Source organism: Kitasatospora sp. NPDC051702 (assembly GCF_040681575.1).
Taxonomy (GTDB): Bacteria; Actinomycetota; Actinomycetes; order Streptomycetales; family Streptomycetaceae; genus Kitasatospora.
In genome coordinates this window covers 96,736-110,514 of sequence record NZ_JBFAZB010000008.1, presented here as the reverse complement: position 1 = coordinate 110,514, position 13,779 = coordinate 96,736, and the positions used below count along the sequence as shown (strand labels likewise).

General features: G+C 75.5%; 14 protein-coding genes. 8 read left to right on the top strand and 6 right to left on the bottom strand.

What is annotated here, in order from left to right; all coding sequences use genetic code 11:
- Window positions 1-196: 196 nt before the first annotated feature.
- Window positions 197-883, bottom strand: coding sequence for a ScbR family autoregulator-binding transcription factor (locus tag AB0N04_RS09960; RefSeq protein ID WP_360205993.1), 687 nt, complete (start codon window positions 881-883; stop codon window positions 197-199).
- A 430-nt stretch (window positions 884-1,313) separates the two neighbouring features.
- Between AB0N04_RS09960 and AB0N04_RS09955 the strand changes: the two genes are divergently transcribed.
- From AB0N04_RS09955 to AB0N04_RS09945, 3 genes are all read left to right on the top strand, one after another.
- Window positions 1,314-2,333: a ScbA/BarX family gamma-butyrolactone biosynthesis protein gene (locus AB0N04_RS09955; RefSeq protein WP_360205996.1), complete on the top strand. Its 1,020-nt coding sequence runs from the start codon at window positions 1,314-1,316 to the stop codon at window positions 2,331-2,333.
- Window positions 2,334-2,576: 243 nt separating this feature from the next.
- On the top strand, window positions 2,577-3,107 hold the full coding sequence (locus tag AB0N04_RS09950) for a DUF5959 family protein (protein ID WP_360205999.1): 531 nt from the start codon (window positions 2,577-2,579) through the stop codon (window positions 3,105-3,107).
- An 82-nt stretch (window positions 3,108-3,189) separates the two neighbouring features.
- Window positions 3,190-3,855 (top strand): response regulator transcription factor, encoded by a 666-nt coding sequence (locus AB0N04_RS09945; RefSeq protein WP_360206002.1) that lies wholly within the window; start codon window positions 3,190-3,192, stop codon window positions 3,853-3,855.
- 67 nt (window positions 3,856-3,922) lie between these two features.
- Here the strand turns inward: AB0N04_RS09945 and AB0N04_RS09940 are convergent, their stop codons facing one another.
- From AB0N04_RS09940 to AB0N04_RS09920, 5 genes are all read right to left on the bottom strand, one after another.
- Window positions 3,923-5,230, bottom strand: a complete 1,308-nt coding sequence (locus AB0N04_RS09940; protein WP_363363903.1) for a sensor domain-containing protein — start codon at window positions 5,228-5,230, stop codon at window positions 3,923-3,925.
- Window positions 5,231-5,303: 73 nt separating this feature from the next.
- Window positions 5,304-6,692 (bottom strand): ABC transporter permease, encoded by a 1,389-nt coding sequence (locus tag AB0N04_RS09935; RefSeq protein WP_360206008.1) that lies wholly within the window; start codon window positions 6,690-6,692, stop codon window positions 5,304-5,306.
- A 5-nt stretch (window positions 6,693-6,697) separates the two neighbouring features.
- Window positions 6,698-7,462 (bottom strand): ABC transporter ATP-binding protein, encoded by a 765-nt coding sequence (locus tag AB0N04_RS09930; RefSeq protein ID WP_360206565.1) that lies wholly within the window; start codon window positions 7,460-7,462, stop codon window positions 6,698-6,700.
- Between the two features lie 202 nt (window positions 7,463-7,664).
- On the bottom strand, window positions 7,665-8,183 hold the full coding sequence (locus AB0N04_RS09925) for a universal stress protein (RefSeq protein WP_360206011.1): 519 nt from the start codon (window positions 8,181-8,183) through the stop codon (window positions 7,665-7,667).
- A gap of 194 nt (window positions 8,184-8,377) precedes the next feature.
- The gene (locus tag AB0N04_RS09920; RefSeq protein WP_360206013.1) at window positions 8,378-9,013 is read right to left on the bottom strand and encodes a TetR family transcriptional regulator; all 636 of its coding nucleotides are present in this window, start codon (window positions 9,011-9,013) and stop codon (window positions 8,378-8,380) included.
- Window positions 9,014-9,122: 109 nt separating this feature from the next.
- Between AB0N04_RS09920 and AB0N04_RS09915 the strand changes: the two genes are divergently transcribed.
- The 5 genes from AB0N04_RS09915 to AB0N04_RS09895 all read left to right on the top strand — a co-directional run bounded on the left by AB0N04_RS09915 (window position 9,123) and on the right by AB0N04_RS09895 (window position 13,611).
- The gene (locus tag AB0N04_RS09915; RefSeq protein WP_360206016.1) at window positions 9,123-10,601 is read left to right on the top strand and encodes an FAD-dependent monooxygenase; all 1,479 of its coding nucleotides are present in this window, start codon (window positions 9,123-9,125) and stop codon (window positions 10,599-10,601) included.
- 201 nt (window positions 10,602-10,802) lie between these two features.
- Window positions 10,803-11,687: a 2-dehydropantoate 2-reductase gene (locus AB0N04_RS09910; protein ID WP_360206018.1), complete on the top strand. Its 885-nt coding sequence runs from the start codon at window positions 10,803-10,805 to the stop codon at window positions 11,685-11,687.
- Between the two features lie 170 nt (window positions 11,688-11,857).
- On the top strand, window positions 11,858-12,259 hold the full coding sequence (locus tag AB0N04_RS09905) for a hypothetical protein (protein WP_360206020.1): 402 nt from the start codon (window positions 11,858-11,860) through the stop codon (window positions 12,257-12,259).
- Between the two features lie 118 nt (window positions 12,260-12,377).
- Entirely contained in the window at window positions 12,378-13,037 is a 660-nt protein-coding gene (locus AB0N04_RS09900) for a transcriptional regulator (RefSeq protein ID WP_360206022.1), read from the top strand.
- Window positions 13,038-13,164: 127 nt separating this feature from the next.
- On the top strand, window positions 13,165-13,611 hold the full coding sequence (locus AB0N04_RS09895; protein WP_360206024.1) for a GFA family protein: 447 nt from the start codon (window positions 13,165-13,167) through the stop codon (window positions 13,609-13,611).
- The last annotated feature ends 168 nt before the right edge of the window (window positions 13,612-13,779 follow it).

Sequence of the window (13,779 nt, the reverse complement as noted above, 5' to 3'; positions counted from 1 at the left end):
GGCCGCGGGGGTGGAGCACCCGCCGCACATCCAAAAACAGGACGGGCGGTTTGTCAATACAAAACCGAACGCGCTGTTTGTTTTTGAACGGAGGATCGGCCCCCACAGCGCCCGGAGCGGGCGGGGAAGACTGGGGCGCAGAGAGCAGCGGGGTCGCCGGGGCGGCGAGCGGGAGGCGCCGGGGCGGCGGCCGGCCTCAGCCCTCGACGCCCGCACGGGACGAGGCCAGTTCGGCCGCCACCCGCCCGCCGCGGTCCGCCGCCAGGTCGAGAGTGGCCAGCACCCCGGGCACCGCGATGCTCGGCATCAGGTGCTGGTAGAGCGCCGCCACCCGGCGCTCCAGGTCCGCCCGGCCGGACATCTTCTGGGACTGGATCTGCACGCCCGTCCAGGCTCCGGTGACCAGCCAGGCCGTCTCGTCCGGCTGCACGTGCGGCAGCAACTCGCCCCGCTCGCCCGCCGCCGCCAGCACGGCCTCCGCCCGACTGATCCACCCGGGGGCGGCCCCGCCGCCGAGGTCGCCGAAGTCGTCCTGGCCGAGCGAGAGCCGGGCCCCCGCACTGAGCAGCGGGTCGCGCGGCATCAGGTGCGCCACGACCATGCCGAGGTCGACGAACTCCTGCAGCTTGCAGTGCCGTTCGGGGATCTCGTCACTGCCGAACTGCTCCTCGACGACACCCTGGGCCAGCTCCCGCTTCGACGCGAAGTGGAAGTACACCGCGCCGCGGGTCACGCCCGCGCGGGCGACCACCTCGCCGATGGTCGCCCCCTCGTACCCGTACTCATCGAAGACCGAGGCCGCCGCCTCCAGGATCAGCCGACGCGTCCGGACCGCCCGTTCCTGCCGCACCACCGCCACCACCCCGCCCGCAACGCTCGGCAAACAAAACCAAACACCCCGTATCTTACCCGCCGGTCAGTCGCCGATCCCTCGAGGCGGAGTCGCGTCCACCACCCCGGGGCGAGGGAAAACCGCGTGGACGGTATGGGACTCCCAGGCGACCGGCGCCACTCCGCGGGAAGGCAGAGACGGAGGACACCCCCTCACTTGCGGTCGCCCTTCACCCGGAACACCCTTTCGTGATAATGAACCTGTCACGCGATCCACACCCACTCCCCCGCAGGTCAGGACAGGTGAACCGACCCCCCGGCCGAGGCCTGCGACCACCGGCCGCCACTCCGAGCCACCGCGCGGGCACGCTCGGCCGCCAACGAACCTTCGTTCGGGCGCCTTGAAAACCAAACCGGAAGGTACGTATCTTACGAGCCCTGAGCAGCCCACCCCGCCCGTCACGGCCTTCCGGAGCGCTCCCATGACTCTGCTTGCCTACCGCGCCCCCGCCGACGCCCGCGCCACCGGCGCGACCCCCGGCAGCACGCCCGGCCTCACCGCCGACCCGGCCGCCCCGGCCGGCGAGACCGCCCCGGCACCGCGCCTGACCACGACCGTTGCCAAGGAGTACGTCCACCGGGCCTGCCACGCCGAGGTCTTCCTCACCGGCAGCGAGCAGTTGAACGAGACCACCTTCACGGTCAGCGCACAGTGGCCGCGCGCCCACACCTTCTTCAGTACCCCGGACGGCACCCACCACGACCCGCTCCAGGCCGCTGAAACGATCCGCCAGGCCGGCATCTACCTCGCCCACACCCGGTTCGGCGTGCCCCTCGACCACAAGTTCATGATGTGGAACCTCGACTACACCACCCGCCCGCGCCACCTGTTCATCGGCTCGACGCCCACCGACCTCACCATCGAGGTCAGACTGGTCCCGCGGGCCCGCCGGACCGGCAGCACCGTCGACTTCACCCTCAACACCGTCCTGCGGCGCGGCCCCCAGCTGGCCGCCGCCGGCCACGCCCGGTTCACCACCGTGCCCGACTCCACCTACCGGCGGCTGCGCGGCGCCCGCCGCGAGGCCGACCGGGCACCGGCACCCGCCGTCACCACCGAGCCGCTGGCTCCCGGGCGGGTCGGCCGGCTCCGCCCCTGCGACGTCGTGCTGACCCCGGCCGACACCCCCGCGACGTGGCACCTCACCCCCGACCTGCGCCACCCCATCCTCTTCGACCACGCGAACGACCACATCCCCGGCATGGTCCTGCTGGAGGCGGCCCGCCAGGCGGCCAACGCGCTCGTCTCACCGACCACCGTCACCCCGGCCTCCGCCGCCACCACCTACCACCGGTACGCCGAGCACGACGCCCCCACCACGATCACCGCCCGCCACACGCCCGGGCCCGACCGGGACGCCATCACCACGACGGTGAGCGGCTACCAGCACGGCGAGCCGATCTTCACCACGGTCCTGACCGGCCACGCCGACGGGCACTGACCGCCCCCGGCCGGGAGGGGCGCACCGCCCGCCGCTACCGCTCCGTACCCGCCCGACCGGCCCGGCGCCGCCGACGGCCCGCCCGGCCGTCCGTCCCCTCCGGCGCCCCCGACGGCCCGCCCGACCTCCCCGGTCGGACGGGCCGTCGGCGCATCGGGGACGAACCCCCGCCACGGACTGGCACCGGGCGAACGCCTGCGCGAGGATGTCAGCCCTTGGATCCACTGTTACCGGGAGTAGACAGTGCGTGAAGTCGCTTCGCAGCAGAACGAGTTGATCAGACTGGCCGACCGGCCGGGCACCGACGACGCCCCCGGCAGGGAGGGGCGCACCGGCGGCCGGAGCGTACGGGTCCGGGTACTGGGGCGGCACGCCCCCGGCTCGCTGCTCGGCCACGACTGGCTGGACTGCGAGATCACCGTGACCGCCGACGCCGCCCGCGGGCACTTCGTCACACTGGTGACGCGACGTCAACTCCTGGACTGGGAAGCATCACTGGAGCGTCTCGCCCGGGGTGAGGCGGTGCGCTGGCTGGACGAGGAGCACGGGCCGGAGCTGCGCATCGAGCCCGGCCGGCCCGGCGGCGTGTGGGTGACGGTCTCCGACGCCGAGGAGTCCGGCGTCACCCTCCGGGTCGTCCTGTCCCCCGCCCCGGGCTGGCTGGACGAGCAGCACGCCCTGCTGGAGCGCGTCCGGGAGGCCTACCCCTCGGAGGTGGTCGAGGTCGCCCCCGGCGTGCGGGCCTGGCGCGGGCGGCGGGCCGACACACACTGACCGACACGTACTGACCGACCGTCAACCACCGGTGGCGGGGACGGGCGGGCGACGGCCCCCGCCCGCCCCCGATAATGGCGTCATGATCGACAAGCAGCTCCGCGTCGTGCTCGCCGAGGACTCCGTGATCCTCCGGGACGGAATGGTCGAACTCCTCACCGCACGCGGCTGTGCCGTGGTCGCCACCGCCGGGACGGCGCCCGACCTCCTCGCCGCCGTCACCGGGCACCGGCCCGACGTCGCCGTGGTCGACATCCGGATGCCCCCCACCCACACCGACGAGGGCATCCGCGCCGCCGTCGAGATCCGCACGGCCGCGCCCGAGGTCGGCATCCTGGTCTTCTCCCAGCACGTCGAAACCGCGTGGGCGGCCCGGCTGCTCGCCGGTGGAGCCTCCGGCATCGGCTACCTGCTCAAGGAACGCGTCGCCCGCACCTCGGAGTTCGTCTCCGCCCTGCAGCGGGTCGCCGCCGGCGGCACGGCGCTCGACCCGGAGATCGTCAACGGGCTGCTGCACGGCGGGCGGCGCAGCCGGGTGGACACGCTCACGCCGCGCGAGCGCCAGGTGCTGGAACTGATGGCGCAGGGCCACTCCAACCGCTCGATCGCCGGCCTGCTGGTGGTCTCGGAGCGGGCGGTGGAGAAGCACGTGGCCGCCGTGTTCACCAAGTTCGACCTGCCGGCCACCGACGCCGACAACCGCCGGGTCAAGGCCGTCCTGACCTACCTCGCCGAGAGCGGCGGCTGAGGACGTCCGGCGCGGGGCGTGGTCCGGCACGCACCACGGGCCCGGGTCCGCCACCCCTGCGGGTTCGTCACAGACGGACGGGCAGTTCGGCGGTGACGGTCGTCGGGCCGCCCGGCGGGCTGTCCACCCGCAGCACGCCGTCCACCGCCGAGAGCCGCTCCGCGAGACCGGCCAGCCCCGATCCGGCCGTCGGCGCGGCGCCCCCGCGGCCGTCGTCGTGCACCGACAGCCGGACCCGCCCGCCGGTCGAGCCCGCCGTCAGCTCCGCCGCCGTCGCGCCGCTGTGCTTGGCCACGTTCGTCAGCAGCTCGGCGGCGCAGAAGTAGACGGCCTGTTCGATCGCCGCGTCGGGCCGCTCCCGCAGGTCCAGCCGTACGGCGACCGGCACCGGCGACGTGGCGGTGAGACCGGGCAGCGCCTCCGCGAGGCCGCCGTCCAGCGCCACCGGGTGGATGCCCCGGGTGAGCCTGCGCAGACCGCCGATGGTGTCGTCGGTCTGGCGGCGGGCCCGGTCGACCAGCGTCCGCAACCGGGCGGCGTCCGGCACCCCGGCCCCGGCGGCCCCGGTGCTCCCGTCCGGGACGCCGGTGAGGCCGTCACCCGCCGCGCCGGTGCCCGGGGCCGCCGCGCCCAGGGCGTCGTCGGCGAGCGAGAGGGTGATGGCGAGCGCGACCAGCTGGGCCTGGGTGCCGTCGTGCAGGTCACGCTCGAGGCGGCGCAGGCGGTCCGCGTTCTCCGCCAGCAGGGTGGCCCGGGCGGCCCTCAGCTCGCCCACCCGCTGCTGCGAGCGCACCGGGCCGAGCAGCAGCCGGGCCAGACCACGATCGGCGGCGCTCACGCCGCGCAGTGCGGCCGGCACCGCGGCCAGCACCGCGAGCCCGACCGGCGCCGCCGCCACGTCCAGGAGGTCCACCGCCCTCGGCCCCGGTTCCAGCAGCCGCACCCAGAGCGGGAACCCCGTCAGCCAGAGCGCCGCGAGCGGCAGACCGACCACCACCAGGAAGCCGAGCACCCCGAGCGGCAGCCGCAGCAGCAGGTAGAGCAGGGCCCGCCAGGCCACCGGATCGGCCAGCACCGCCCCGCCCCTGGCGAACACCCCGGATCGCCGGGGCCGTGCCCCCGGGGCGGGCACCCGCTCGGCGAGCAGGCGCCCGACCAGCCGCCGGTGCAGCCCGCCCAGCCCGCGCGCGCCGAGCAGCGCCACGACCACGAACGGCAGTCCGACCACGGTGAGCGAGAGCAGCGCGCCCGCGTAGAGGACGGCGACGGCGTACACCCCGCCCAGCACCCCGATCGGCAGCCCGAGCAGCGCGAACGCCACGTCCCCGCCCCGCGCCGACAGGTACCGCCGTCGTTCGGCCACCAGCCACCTCACCGCTCCTCACCACTCCTCACCGCTTCCTCGGCCCACCATCGGCGAGCCGACCCGCCGCGCCGCCCGCCCGCGCTCACTCCCGCTCACCGCCGACCGCCTCCGGCACCCGGCCGCCGACGGCGCGCAGGCCGGTGCCCAGGATCCCCGGGACGGTCAGCGCCGCCGCGCCCGCGAGGACCCAGGCGCAGGCCGCGATCGGGACCGCCGGCACCACCGAGCCGGTGACCGACCGGGCGAAGGCGCCCGCGGCGGTGGCCGCCACCGCCGAGCCGAGCAGCACGCCCACCGCGGTGGTCAGGACCGCCTCGACGGCCAGCATCCGCAGCAGCTGGCGCCTGGTCGCCCCGACCAGCCGCAGCAGCGCGAACTCGCGGCGCCGGTCGGCCGTCAGCGCGACCAGCGTGTTGACGGTCGACACCGCGGCGAAGCAGACCAGCATGCCCAGTTCCGCCCCGCGCAGCCAGACGTCCGTGGCCCGGGTGACGCCGGTGGCGATCCCGGCCGCCCCGGCCGCCCGCTCCGCGGTGCTCGTCATGATCAGCATGGTGCCCGACAGCCCGACCAGGAGCGCGACCGGCACCACCGCGGAGGACGACCGGGCCGCGTAGCCGCGCAGGTTGGCGTCGGCCAGCCAGCCCACCCGCGGGGCGAGCACCCGCACCGGCGCCCCGAGCACGGTGGCCAGGACCCGGGCGGCGAGCGGCCCGAGCAGGGCCAGCCCGACGAGCAGCACCAGCGCGCCGAGCATCGTCGCCTGCCCCGCCTTGTCCACCTCCCCGGGGGCCCTGGTGGCCGCGAGCCTCAGCAGCAGCGCCCCGCCCGCGAGCACGGCCACCCCGGCGAGCAGCCGCAGCACGCCCGTCCGCCGCTGCCCGGCCGTGTCGGCGGTCAGCGCCGCGGCCGGGGTGGGGCGGGTGATCCGCCGGGCCCCGAGCGCGGTGGCGGCCAGGCCGACCAGCAGCGCGACGCCCAGCGCGACCGCCATCGCGACCGGCGCGCCGGGGATCCGCAGGCCGGGTGCGGCCATCCCGCGCCGCTGGAGTGCGCCGAGGAAGCCCCGCGCGGCGAGGGCGCCGACCGCCCACCCGGGTGCCGCGACCAGCAGGACCGTCGCCGTGACCTGCGCCCGCAGCAGCCGGCGCACCTGCCGCGGAGTGGCCGCGACGGTGCGCAGCAGGGCGAGGTCGCGGAACTGCTGACGGACGGTGAAGCCCAGCGCGTTGACCACGACGAACAGGGCGACCAGCACGGCGATCTCGCCGAACGCCCCGGCGATCAGCATCACGCCCGGGCCGTCGACGGGTGTCCGGGAGACCGCGGGCGGGGCGGCGGCCTGTGCGGCGACCAGCGAGCCGAACAGCGTCAGGGTGGCCACCGCCAGCAGCAGTGCCACCGCCAGCCCGACGAACGAGGCCGGCCGGCGCCGGATCTGACCGACGGCCAGGGGCAGGACGGTACCCATCGCGCTCACCCGCCCAGCCGGGCGAGCCGCTCGGCGACCCGTCCGGGGCTCGGCCGGTCGAGTTCGTCGACGAGCAGTCCGTCGGCCAGCAGCAGCACCCGGTCCGCGTAGCCGGCGGCCACCGGGTCGTGGGTGACCATCACGCAGGTGCGCCCGTCCTCGTCCACGCCGGCGCGCAGCAGGTCGAGGACGTCGTGGCCGGTCGCCCGGTCGAGCGCGCCGGTGGGCTCGTCCGCGAACAGCACGGCGGGGCGGGTGACCAGGGCCCGGGCGATCGCGACCCGCTGCTGCTGCCCGCCGGAGAGCTGCCCGGGCCGGTGCCGTTCGCGCCCGGCCAGCCCGACCCGGGCGAGCGCCTCCAGCACCCGGGCCCGCTCCGGCGGGGCCCCGGCGAGCCGCCCGGGCAGTGCCACGTTCTGCGCGACGGTCATCGCGGGCATCAGGTTGAAGGCCTGGAACACGAAGCCGACCCGGGTGCGGCGCAGCGCGGCGAGCCGCCGCTCGGGGAGCCCCGACACCTCCGTCGCACCCCACCGGACGGTGCCCCGGGTGGGGCGGTCCATGCCGGCGAGGCAGTGCAGCAGGGTCGTCTTGCCGGAGCCGGAGGGGCCCATCACGGCCGTGAACGTGCCCGGCGCGAAGGCCACCGTGACCCCGCGCAGCGCCCTCACCGCGGCCGCGCCGCGGCCGTACTCCCGGTGCAGCCCCTCACCGGTCAGTGCCGCGTCCGCGGCCTCGTCCCGTGCCGCCCCGACGGCGGCTGTCGTCATTCCGTTCATGCCCTTCATCCTGGGCATTCGGGGCGGGGGGATCGATGGGGCCGACCCCCGGATCCGGGGTTCGGGAAACCGAACCCCGGGTGGCCCTGGCGGCTCCGGGCGGTGCCGCGCGCGGCGCCTCGGGCCGCGGGTCCGCGGTCCCGGCTCGGGCCGTGGGTCGGGCCGCGGCTCGGACCGGGCCTAGGGCCGCGCCTCAGGCCGCGATGAGCTCGCGCAGGTCGATGCCGCGGTGCAGGGCGCGCAGGTCGGCGTGGAGCGTGGACGGCGGCACGGCGAGCACGCTGCAGCGCGCCCTGCTCAGGCAGTGGCGGGTGACCGATCCGCGCAGCAGCCGGCGCAGCGTGCCCCGAGCGGCGCCCTGCCGACCGGTGCTGATCACCAGCAGGTCGTCCGGGCGGTCGGCGAGCGCGGTCAGGGTCGGGCCGGCCTCGCCGCGCAGCACCAGCGGCTCCACCCGGACGCCGACCGGCAGGCCGCCGAAGGCCTGGTCGAGCGCGCGGTCCAGGCGGGTGCGGGCCGCCTCCTCCCAGGCGCGCAGCAGCGGCGGGCACGGCTGGGCGCGGTAGTTGCGCTCGCCGCCGACCGGGGTCCAGGCGAACACCGGGACGAGGACGGCCTGCCGGGCCCTGGCCTCCTCCGCCGCGCGGTGCAGGGCGGTGAGGCTGTGCAGCGAGCCGCTGACTCCGACGATGACGCGTGCGCCGTCCGACATGATCCTTCGCTTTCAGGTGTCCAACTCAGCCAATGTCTGCGAATAGATTGGCACACTTCACATCCAGCCTGCAAATCCAAGGCCGATGACGTTTTCGACCTTGCATCGCTCGCAGTGGCGACCCGCTCCTCCCCCGGATCCCCGGAACCGGGCCCGGGAGCCGGACCCCGGGCCCCGCACCCCGCGGACCGGACTCAGAAGCCGCGAACGGCCGCACCCCCGCGCAGCAGGGCGAACGCCTCGACCGTCTCCGCGACGGCCACCCGGCCGACCTCTTCGACACCCTCCCCCGCCGCGAGCCGGGACCAGGCCGCGTGGGCCAGCACCTGACGGACCGCCGAGTACTGGGCGGCGACCAGCCGGGCGGCCGTGCTCCCGTCCGGGTCCAGCGCCTCGGCGAGCGCGCGGGTGTCGGCGGCGACGTAGTCGAGCAGCGCCGCGGAGAGGCTCGGCGTCTCGTAGACCAGGCGGAGGAAGGCGAGCACCTCGGGGTGGTCGGTCAGCCCGGTGTTGGGGTCGCGGGCCGCGAGGCCGTCCAGGTGGTGGCGCTCCAGTGCCTCCAGTGGGCTGAGGCCGGCCGCGCGGTCGCGCACGACCCGGCCGGCCTCGCCGAGGTGGTCGGCGAAGCGGTGCAGGACCAGCTCCTCCTTGCTCCCGAAGTAGCGGAAGAGGGTGGGCTTGGACACCTCGGCGGCGGCGGCGATCTCGGCCACCGAGACCTGGTCGAAGCCCCGCTCCAGGAACAGGGCGATGGCGACCTCGGCGATGGCGCGCCGGGTGCGCTGCTTCTTGAGGGCCCGCAGGCCCGTCTCGGACTCGCTCGTACTCATACGCCGATCATAACCGGGAAACGTTTGTTACTCAGTTGCTTTTGTTACTTGGTTGCTGTTCCATGGAGTCCATCGACGGAGCACAGCGACGACCGGAGGACGAACAGACATGACCACCGTGCTGATCGTGGGAGCGGGGCCGACCGGACTGACGCTGGCGTGCGGGCTGGCGCGCCAGGGAGTCGCGGTCCGGGTGATCGAGAAGGCCGACGCGTTCCACACCGGCTCGCGCGGCAAGACGCTCAACCCCCGCAGCATCGAGGTCCTCGCCGACCTCGGCCTGGGCGAGCGGCTGGCCGCCGCGGGCCGCACCCACCTGCCGTTCCGCAAGTACTACGCCGGCGAGTTCGTCAACGAGACCGAGCCCTTCGCCGACGCGGGGCCCACCGCCGCCGTCCCCCACCCGGCGAGCATCTGGCTGCCGCAGACCCGGGTCGAGCGCCTGCTGCGCGAGCGGCTGGCCGAACTCGGCGGGGCGGTCGAGCTCGGCACCGAGCTCGTCGACCTGAGCCAGGACGACGGCGGCGTGCGGGCGCGCCTCGCGGACGGCCGGACGATCGCCGCCGAGTACCTGGTCGCCTGCGACGGGGGCCGCTCCACCGTGCGCAAGCTGCTCGGCACGGCCTTCATCGGCGTCGGCGACCCGGAGCCGATGATGGTCTGCGGCGACGTCGAGGTCGACGGCCTGGAGGGGGGCGCCTGGCACCAGTGGTTCGGGCCGCAGGGCGTGTTCATGCTCTGCCCCTTCGAGGGCACCCGGCGCTGGCAGCTGCAGTCCAGCCCCGAGACGGACGCCGAGGGCCGGGCGATCGCCCCGTCCCTGGAGAGCTTCCAGCGGCTGGCCGCCCTGCACACCGGCCGCGCGGACCTCAAGCTCTCCGACGCCACCTGGCTCTCCACCTGGCGGGTCAACGTCCGCAGGGCCGAGAGCTACCGCACCGGCCGGGTCTTCCTCGCCGGCGACTGCGCCCACGTCCACCCCACCGCGGGCGGGCTCGGCATGAACACCGGCATCCAGGACGCCTGGAACCTCGCCTGGAAGCTCGGGTACGTGCTGCGCGGCCTGGCCGCCCCGGCCCTGCTGGACACCTACCAGGAGGAACGGCTGCCGATAGCCGCCTGGACGCTGGAGGTCAGCACCGCCGGCATGGACGCCGTCTCCGAGGGGATCAACACCCCCGGCATCGGCGTCGAGGCGGGCCGGGTGGGCGACTTCACCGGTCTCTCCCTCGGCTACCCGTGGAGCCGGCTCGCCGTCGACCGCCTCGCGGGCCCGGTGCGCGCCGGCGACCGGGCGCCCGACGCGGTCTGCACCGGCCCCGACGGCCGGCCGGGCCGCCTCTTCGACCACTTCGCCGGCGACCACTTCACCCTGCTCGGCTTCGGCGCGGCCGCCGCCCCCGCCCTCACCGGCCTGCCCGACCACGTGCGACCGGTCCTGCTCGACGACCCGGACGGCACCACCCACCGGGACTACGGGATCACCGGCGACGCCCTCGTCCTCGTCCGGCCCGACAACCACATCGCGCTCACGGCCCCGGCCGACGCCCGCGAGGAGGTCCTCGACTACCTCGCGGCCCTGGGGTAGCCCCCGGCGGCCCGCGGGACACCGCAGCGCGGGGGAAGGGACGCCACGGAGCGGGACGTCGGCCGGGCCGACCTCCTGCTCCGGCACCGCGGACCCGGAGGAAGGCCCCGGACCAGCCCGGGGGATCATGGTCCGGTGAGCCCGTCCCTCCGGCCGGCCGCGGCCGGCCGGCGATCCGACCCCACGCCCCAGGAGCTCGACATGACGACCACCCCCACGACCCCGCCGCTGCGCACCGCCGTCCTCGGACCGGGCGGTGTCGGCGGCCTGCTGGCCGGCCTGCTCGCACGGGACGGCCACCGGGTCGTCTGCCTCGCCGGCGAGGCGACCGCCACCGTGCTGCAGCGGGACGGACTGCACGTCCGCAGCGGGCGGTTCGGCACGTTCACCGCCCAGGTCGAGGCCGCCACCGAGCTGCGCGAGCCCGTCGACGCCCTGTTCGTGACCGTCAAGGAGACCGCGCTGGAGGCCGCGCTCGACCGGGTGCCGGCGCAGGTGCTCGGCGACGCCGTCGTGGTGCCCCTGCTCAACGGGCTGGAACACGTCGAGGTGCTGCGCCGGCGCTACCCGGACGGGCGGGTCGTGGCCGGCACGATCCGGATCGAGGCCACCCGGACCGCCCCCGGCCGGATCGAGCACAGCAGCCCCTTCGCCGCCGTCGAACTCGGCGCGCCCGTCACCGGGTTGGCCGAGCAGCTACGGCACACCGGCCTCGACGTCACGCTCCGCGAGGACGAGACGGCGATGCTCTGGAGCAAGCTCTCCTTCCTCGCCCCGTTCGCCCTGCTCACCACCCGGCACGCCGCCGAGATCGGCGTGGTCCGCACCGAGCACCGGGGCGAACTCGCCGCCGCCGTCACGGAGATCGCCGCCGTCTCCGCCGCGGCCGGCGCACCGGTTGACGCCGACGCCCTGCTCTCCGCCTTCGACCGGGTGCCCGGGCCGATGAAGTCCTCGATGCAGCGGGACGCGGAGGCCGGCCGACCGATCGAGCTGGACGCCGTCGGCGGCGCCGTCCTGCGGGCCGCCGCCGCGCACGGGGTCGCGACCCCGACCCTCACCCGACTGGTCCGCGAACTCTCCTGACCCACCCTCCCGTGCACCACCATCCCGTGAACCACCCTCCCGACCAGCAGGAATGACGATCCATCAGTTCGTCGACCGTGCCGACGGTCAAGGTTCACCCATGATTCACCCGCCGGGGCGGAACCGCCGGCCGCCGATCCGGCGTTGATCCCGGCGGGAGGGATACAGACATGACAAGGAAACCGTACCGAATGGCCGCCGCCGCGCTCGCGCTACTGGCCGCCGCCCCGCTGCTCAGCGCCTGCAAGGACGTCGACCAGGCGCTCGACTGCGGATCACGGGCCGTCAGCCTGGCCGGAGACGTCCAGGACATCGCGTCCTCGGCCGTCAACGTCGGGCAGCTCAGCGACCAGGAGCGCCGCAAGCACACCGCCGACGCGCTGAAGAAGGTCGGCGACGACATCAGGAACCTGCGCGACCACAACAGCGGGGACAAGATCGACAAGGCCACCGACAAGCTGACCAAGGCCGTCGACAACGCCCAGAACGCCGTCTCCAACGGCAAGGTGCCCGACCTCGGGGCGATCACCGACGCCGCCGGCGACGTGACCAAGGCCTGCGCCGACTCCTGACCGACCCACCGGGGCGGGCGGACGACCACCTCCGCCCGCCCCGGCCTGTCGCCACGGCGGGCACCCCGCCGCACGGTAGGAATGGGCACCGGACCCGCACCGCACCCCGGAGGCACCGGTGAACGACCCGATCCGCGACCGGATCAGTGACCTGCGCGCCGAGCTGGCCCCCGGCGACGCGGCCCCCGCACTCGTCACGGCACTCGCCGACGGCACCGCCCCGCTCGGCGCCCTGGCCGAACTCGCCGCCCAGCAGCAGCGGATCATCACCTCGGACCGGCGCAGCCTGCTGCTCCTCGCCACCCGGTGCGCCGACCGCCCGCTCGGCGCCTGGTTCGCCACCCTCGCCGAGGGCGAGAGCGCCGCCCTGCGCACCCTGCCCGACCTCGCCGCCGCCTGCGGCCTCGCGCCCGCGGAACTCCCGGCCCGCCCCCCACTGGCCGGCTGCCAGGCCTACCCGTCCTACCTCGCCTGGCTCGCCCTGAACGGCGGTCCCGCCGCCACGGCCACCGCGCTGGTCGCCAACTTCGCCGCCTGGGGCGGCTACTGCGCCACCGTCGCCCGGGCACTGCGGCGCCACTACGGCTTCTCCGACCAGGCCTGCGCCTTCTTCGACTTCTTCGCCCAGCCCGCCACCGCACTGGAGCAGCAGGCCGCCGAAGCCCTCGGTCCGGACGCACTGGACCAGCCGGCCCTCGCCGCGGCCCGCGAGCACGCCCTGCTCCTCCAGGCCTACGAGCACCTGTTCTGGGACACCCTCGACCGGCCCAGACCGTAGGGCACTCCGCCGTGGCCGACGACCGGTCCGGTCCCCGCCGCCGAACCCGGCGCCCACGCGCCCCGACCGGGCGTCCGGACCCGCCGGCAGCCGGAAGCACCCCACTGCCCACTCCGGAGGAACCCCCGTGCCCCACCTCCCCGTTCACCCCGCCCGCACCCAGCGCCGTTCCGGCGGCTGCCTGTGCGGAGCGATCCGGTTCACCGTGACCGGCGAGCCCGAAGACCCGCACATCTGCGGCTGCGCCCACTGTTCCCACCGGGCCGGGAGCCCGTTCCAGTGGTGGACCGGCTTCCCGCTGGCCGGCCTGTCCTGGACTGGCGACCACGGCGAGCCCACCTGGTACGACACCCACGCCGGAAGGACCAGGCGCGGCTTCTGCCCCGTCTGCGGCAGCCACATCGCCGCTCTCGACCACGGCGACACCGCCCTCGTCGGCATCCTCGTCACCGCACTCGACGGCTACCGGGGCGACCCCGCCCACGTCCCGCTCAACCCGAACCGCCTGCCCGAAGCCGCCCCCTGGCTCGCGCCCGCCACACACCGCACCGGCGACCCGTCGACGTCCGTCTGATCCTGCGCCGGGGGCGCTCGCCCAGGCTCTGGACGGCGACGAGCTGGACGCCTCGGCGCTGCTGACGCCGATGGCCGAGTTCGTCCCGCCCGACGGGCGAGCAGCTCGGCGGCTTCCCGAGGGTGTTCACCCACCTCGCGCCGATCAGCGCCGCCCTCGACCCCGACC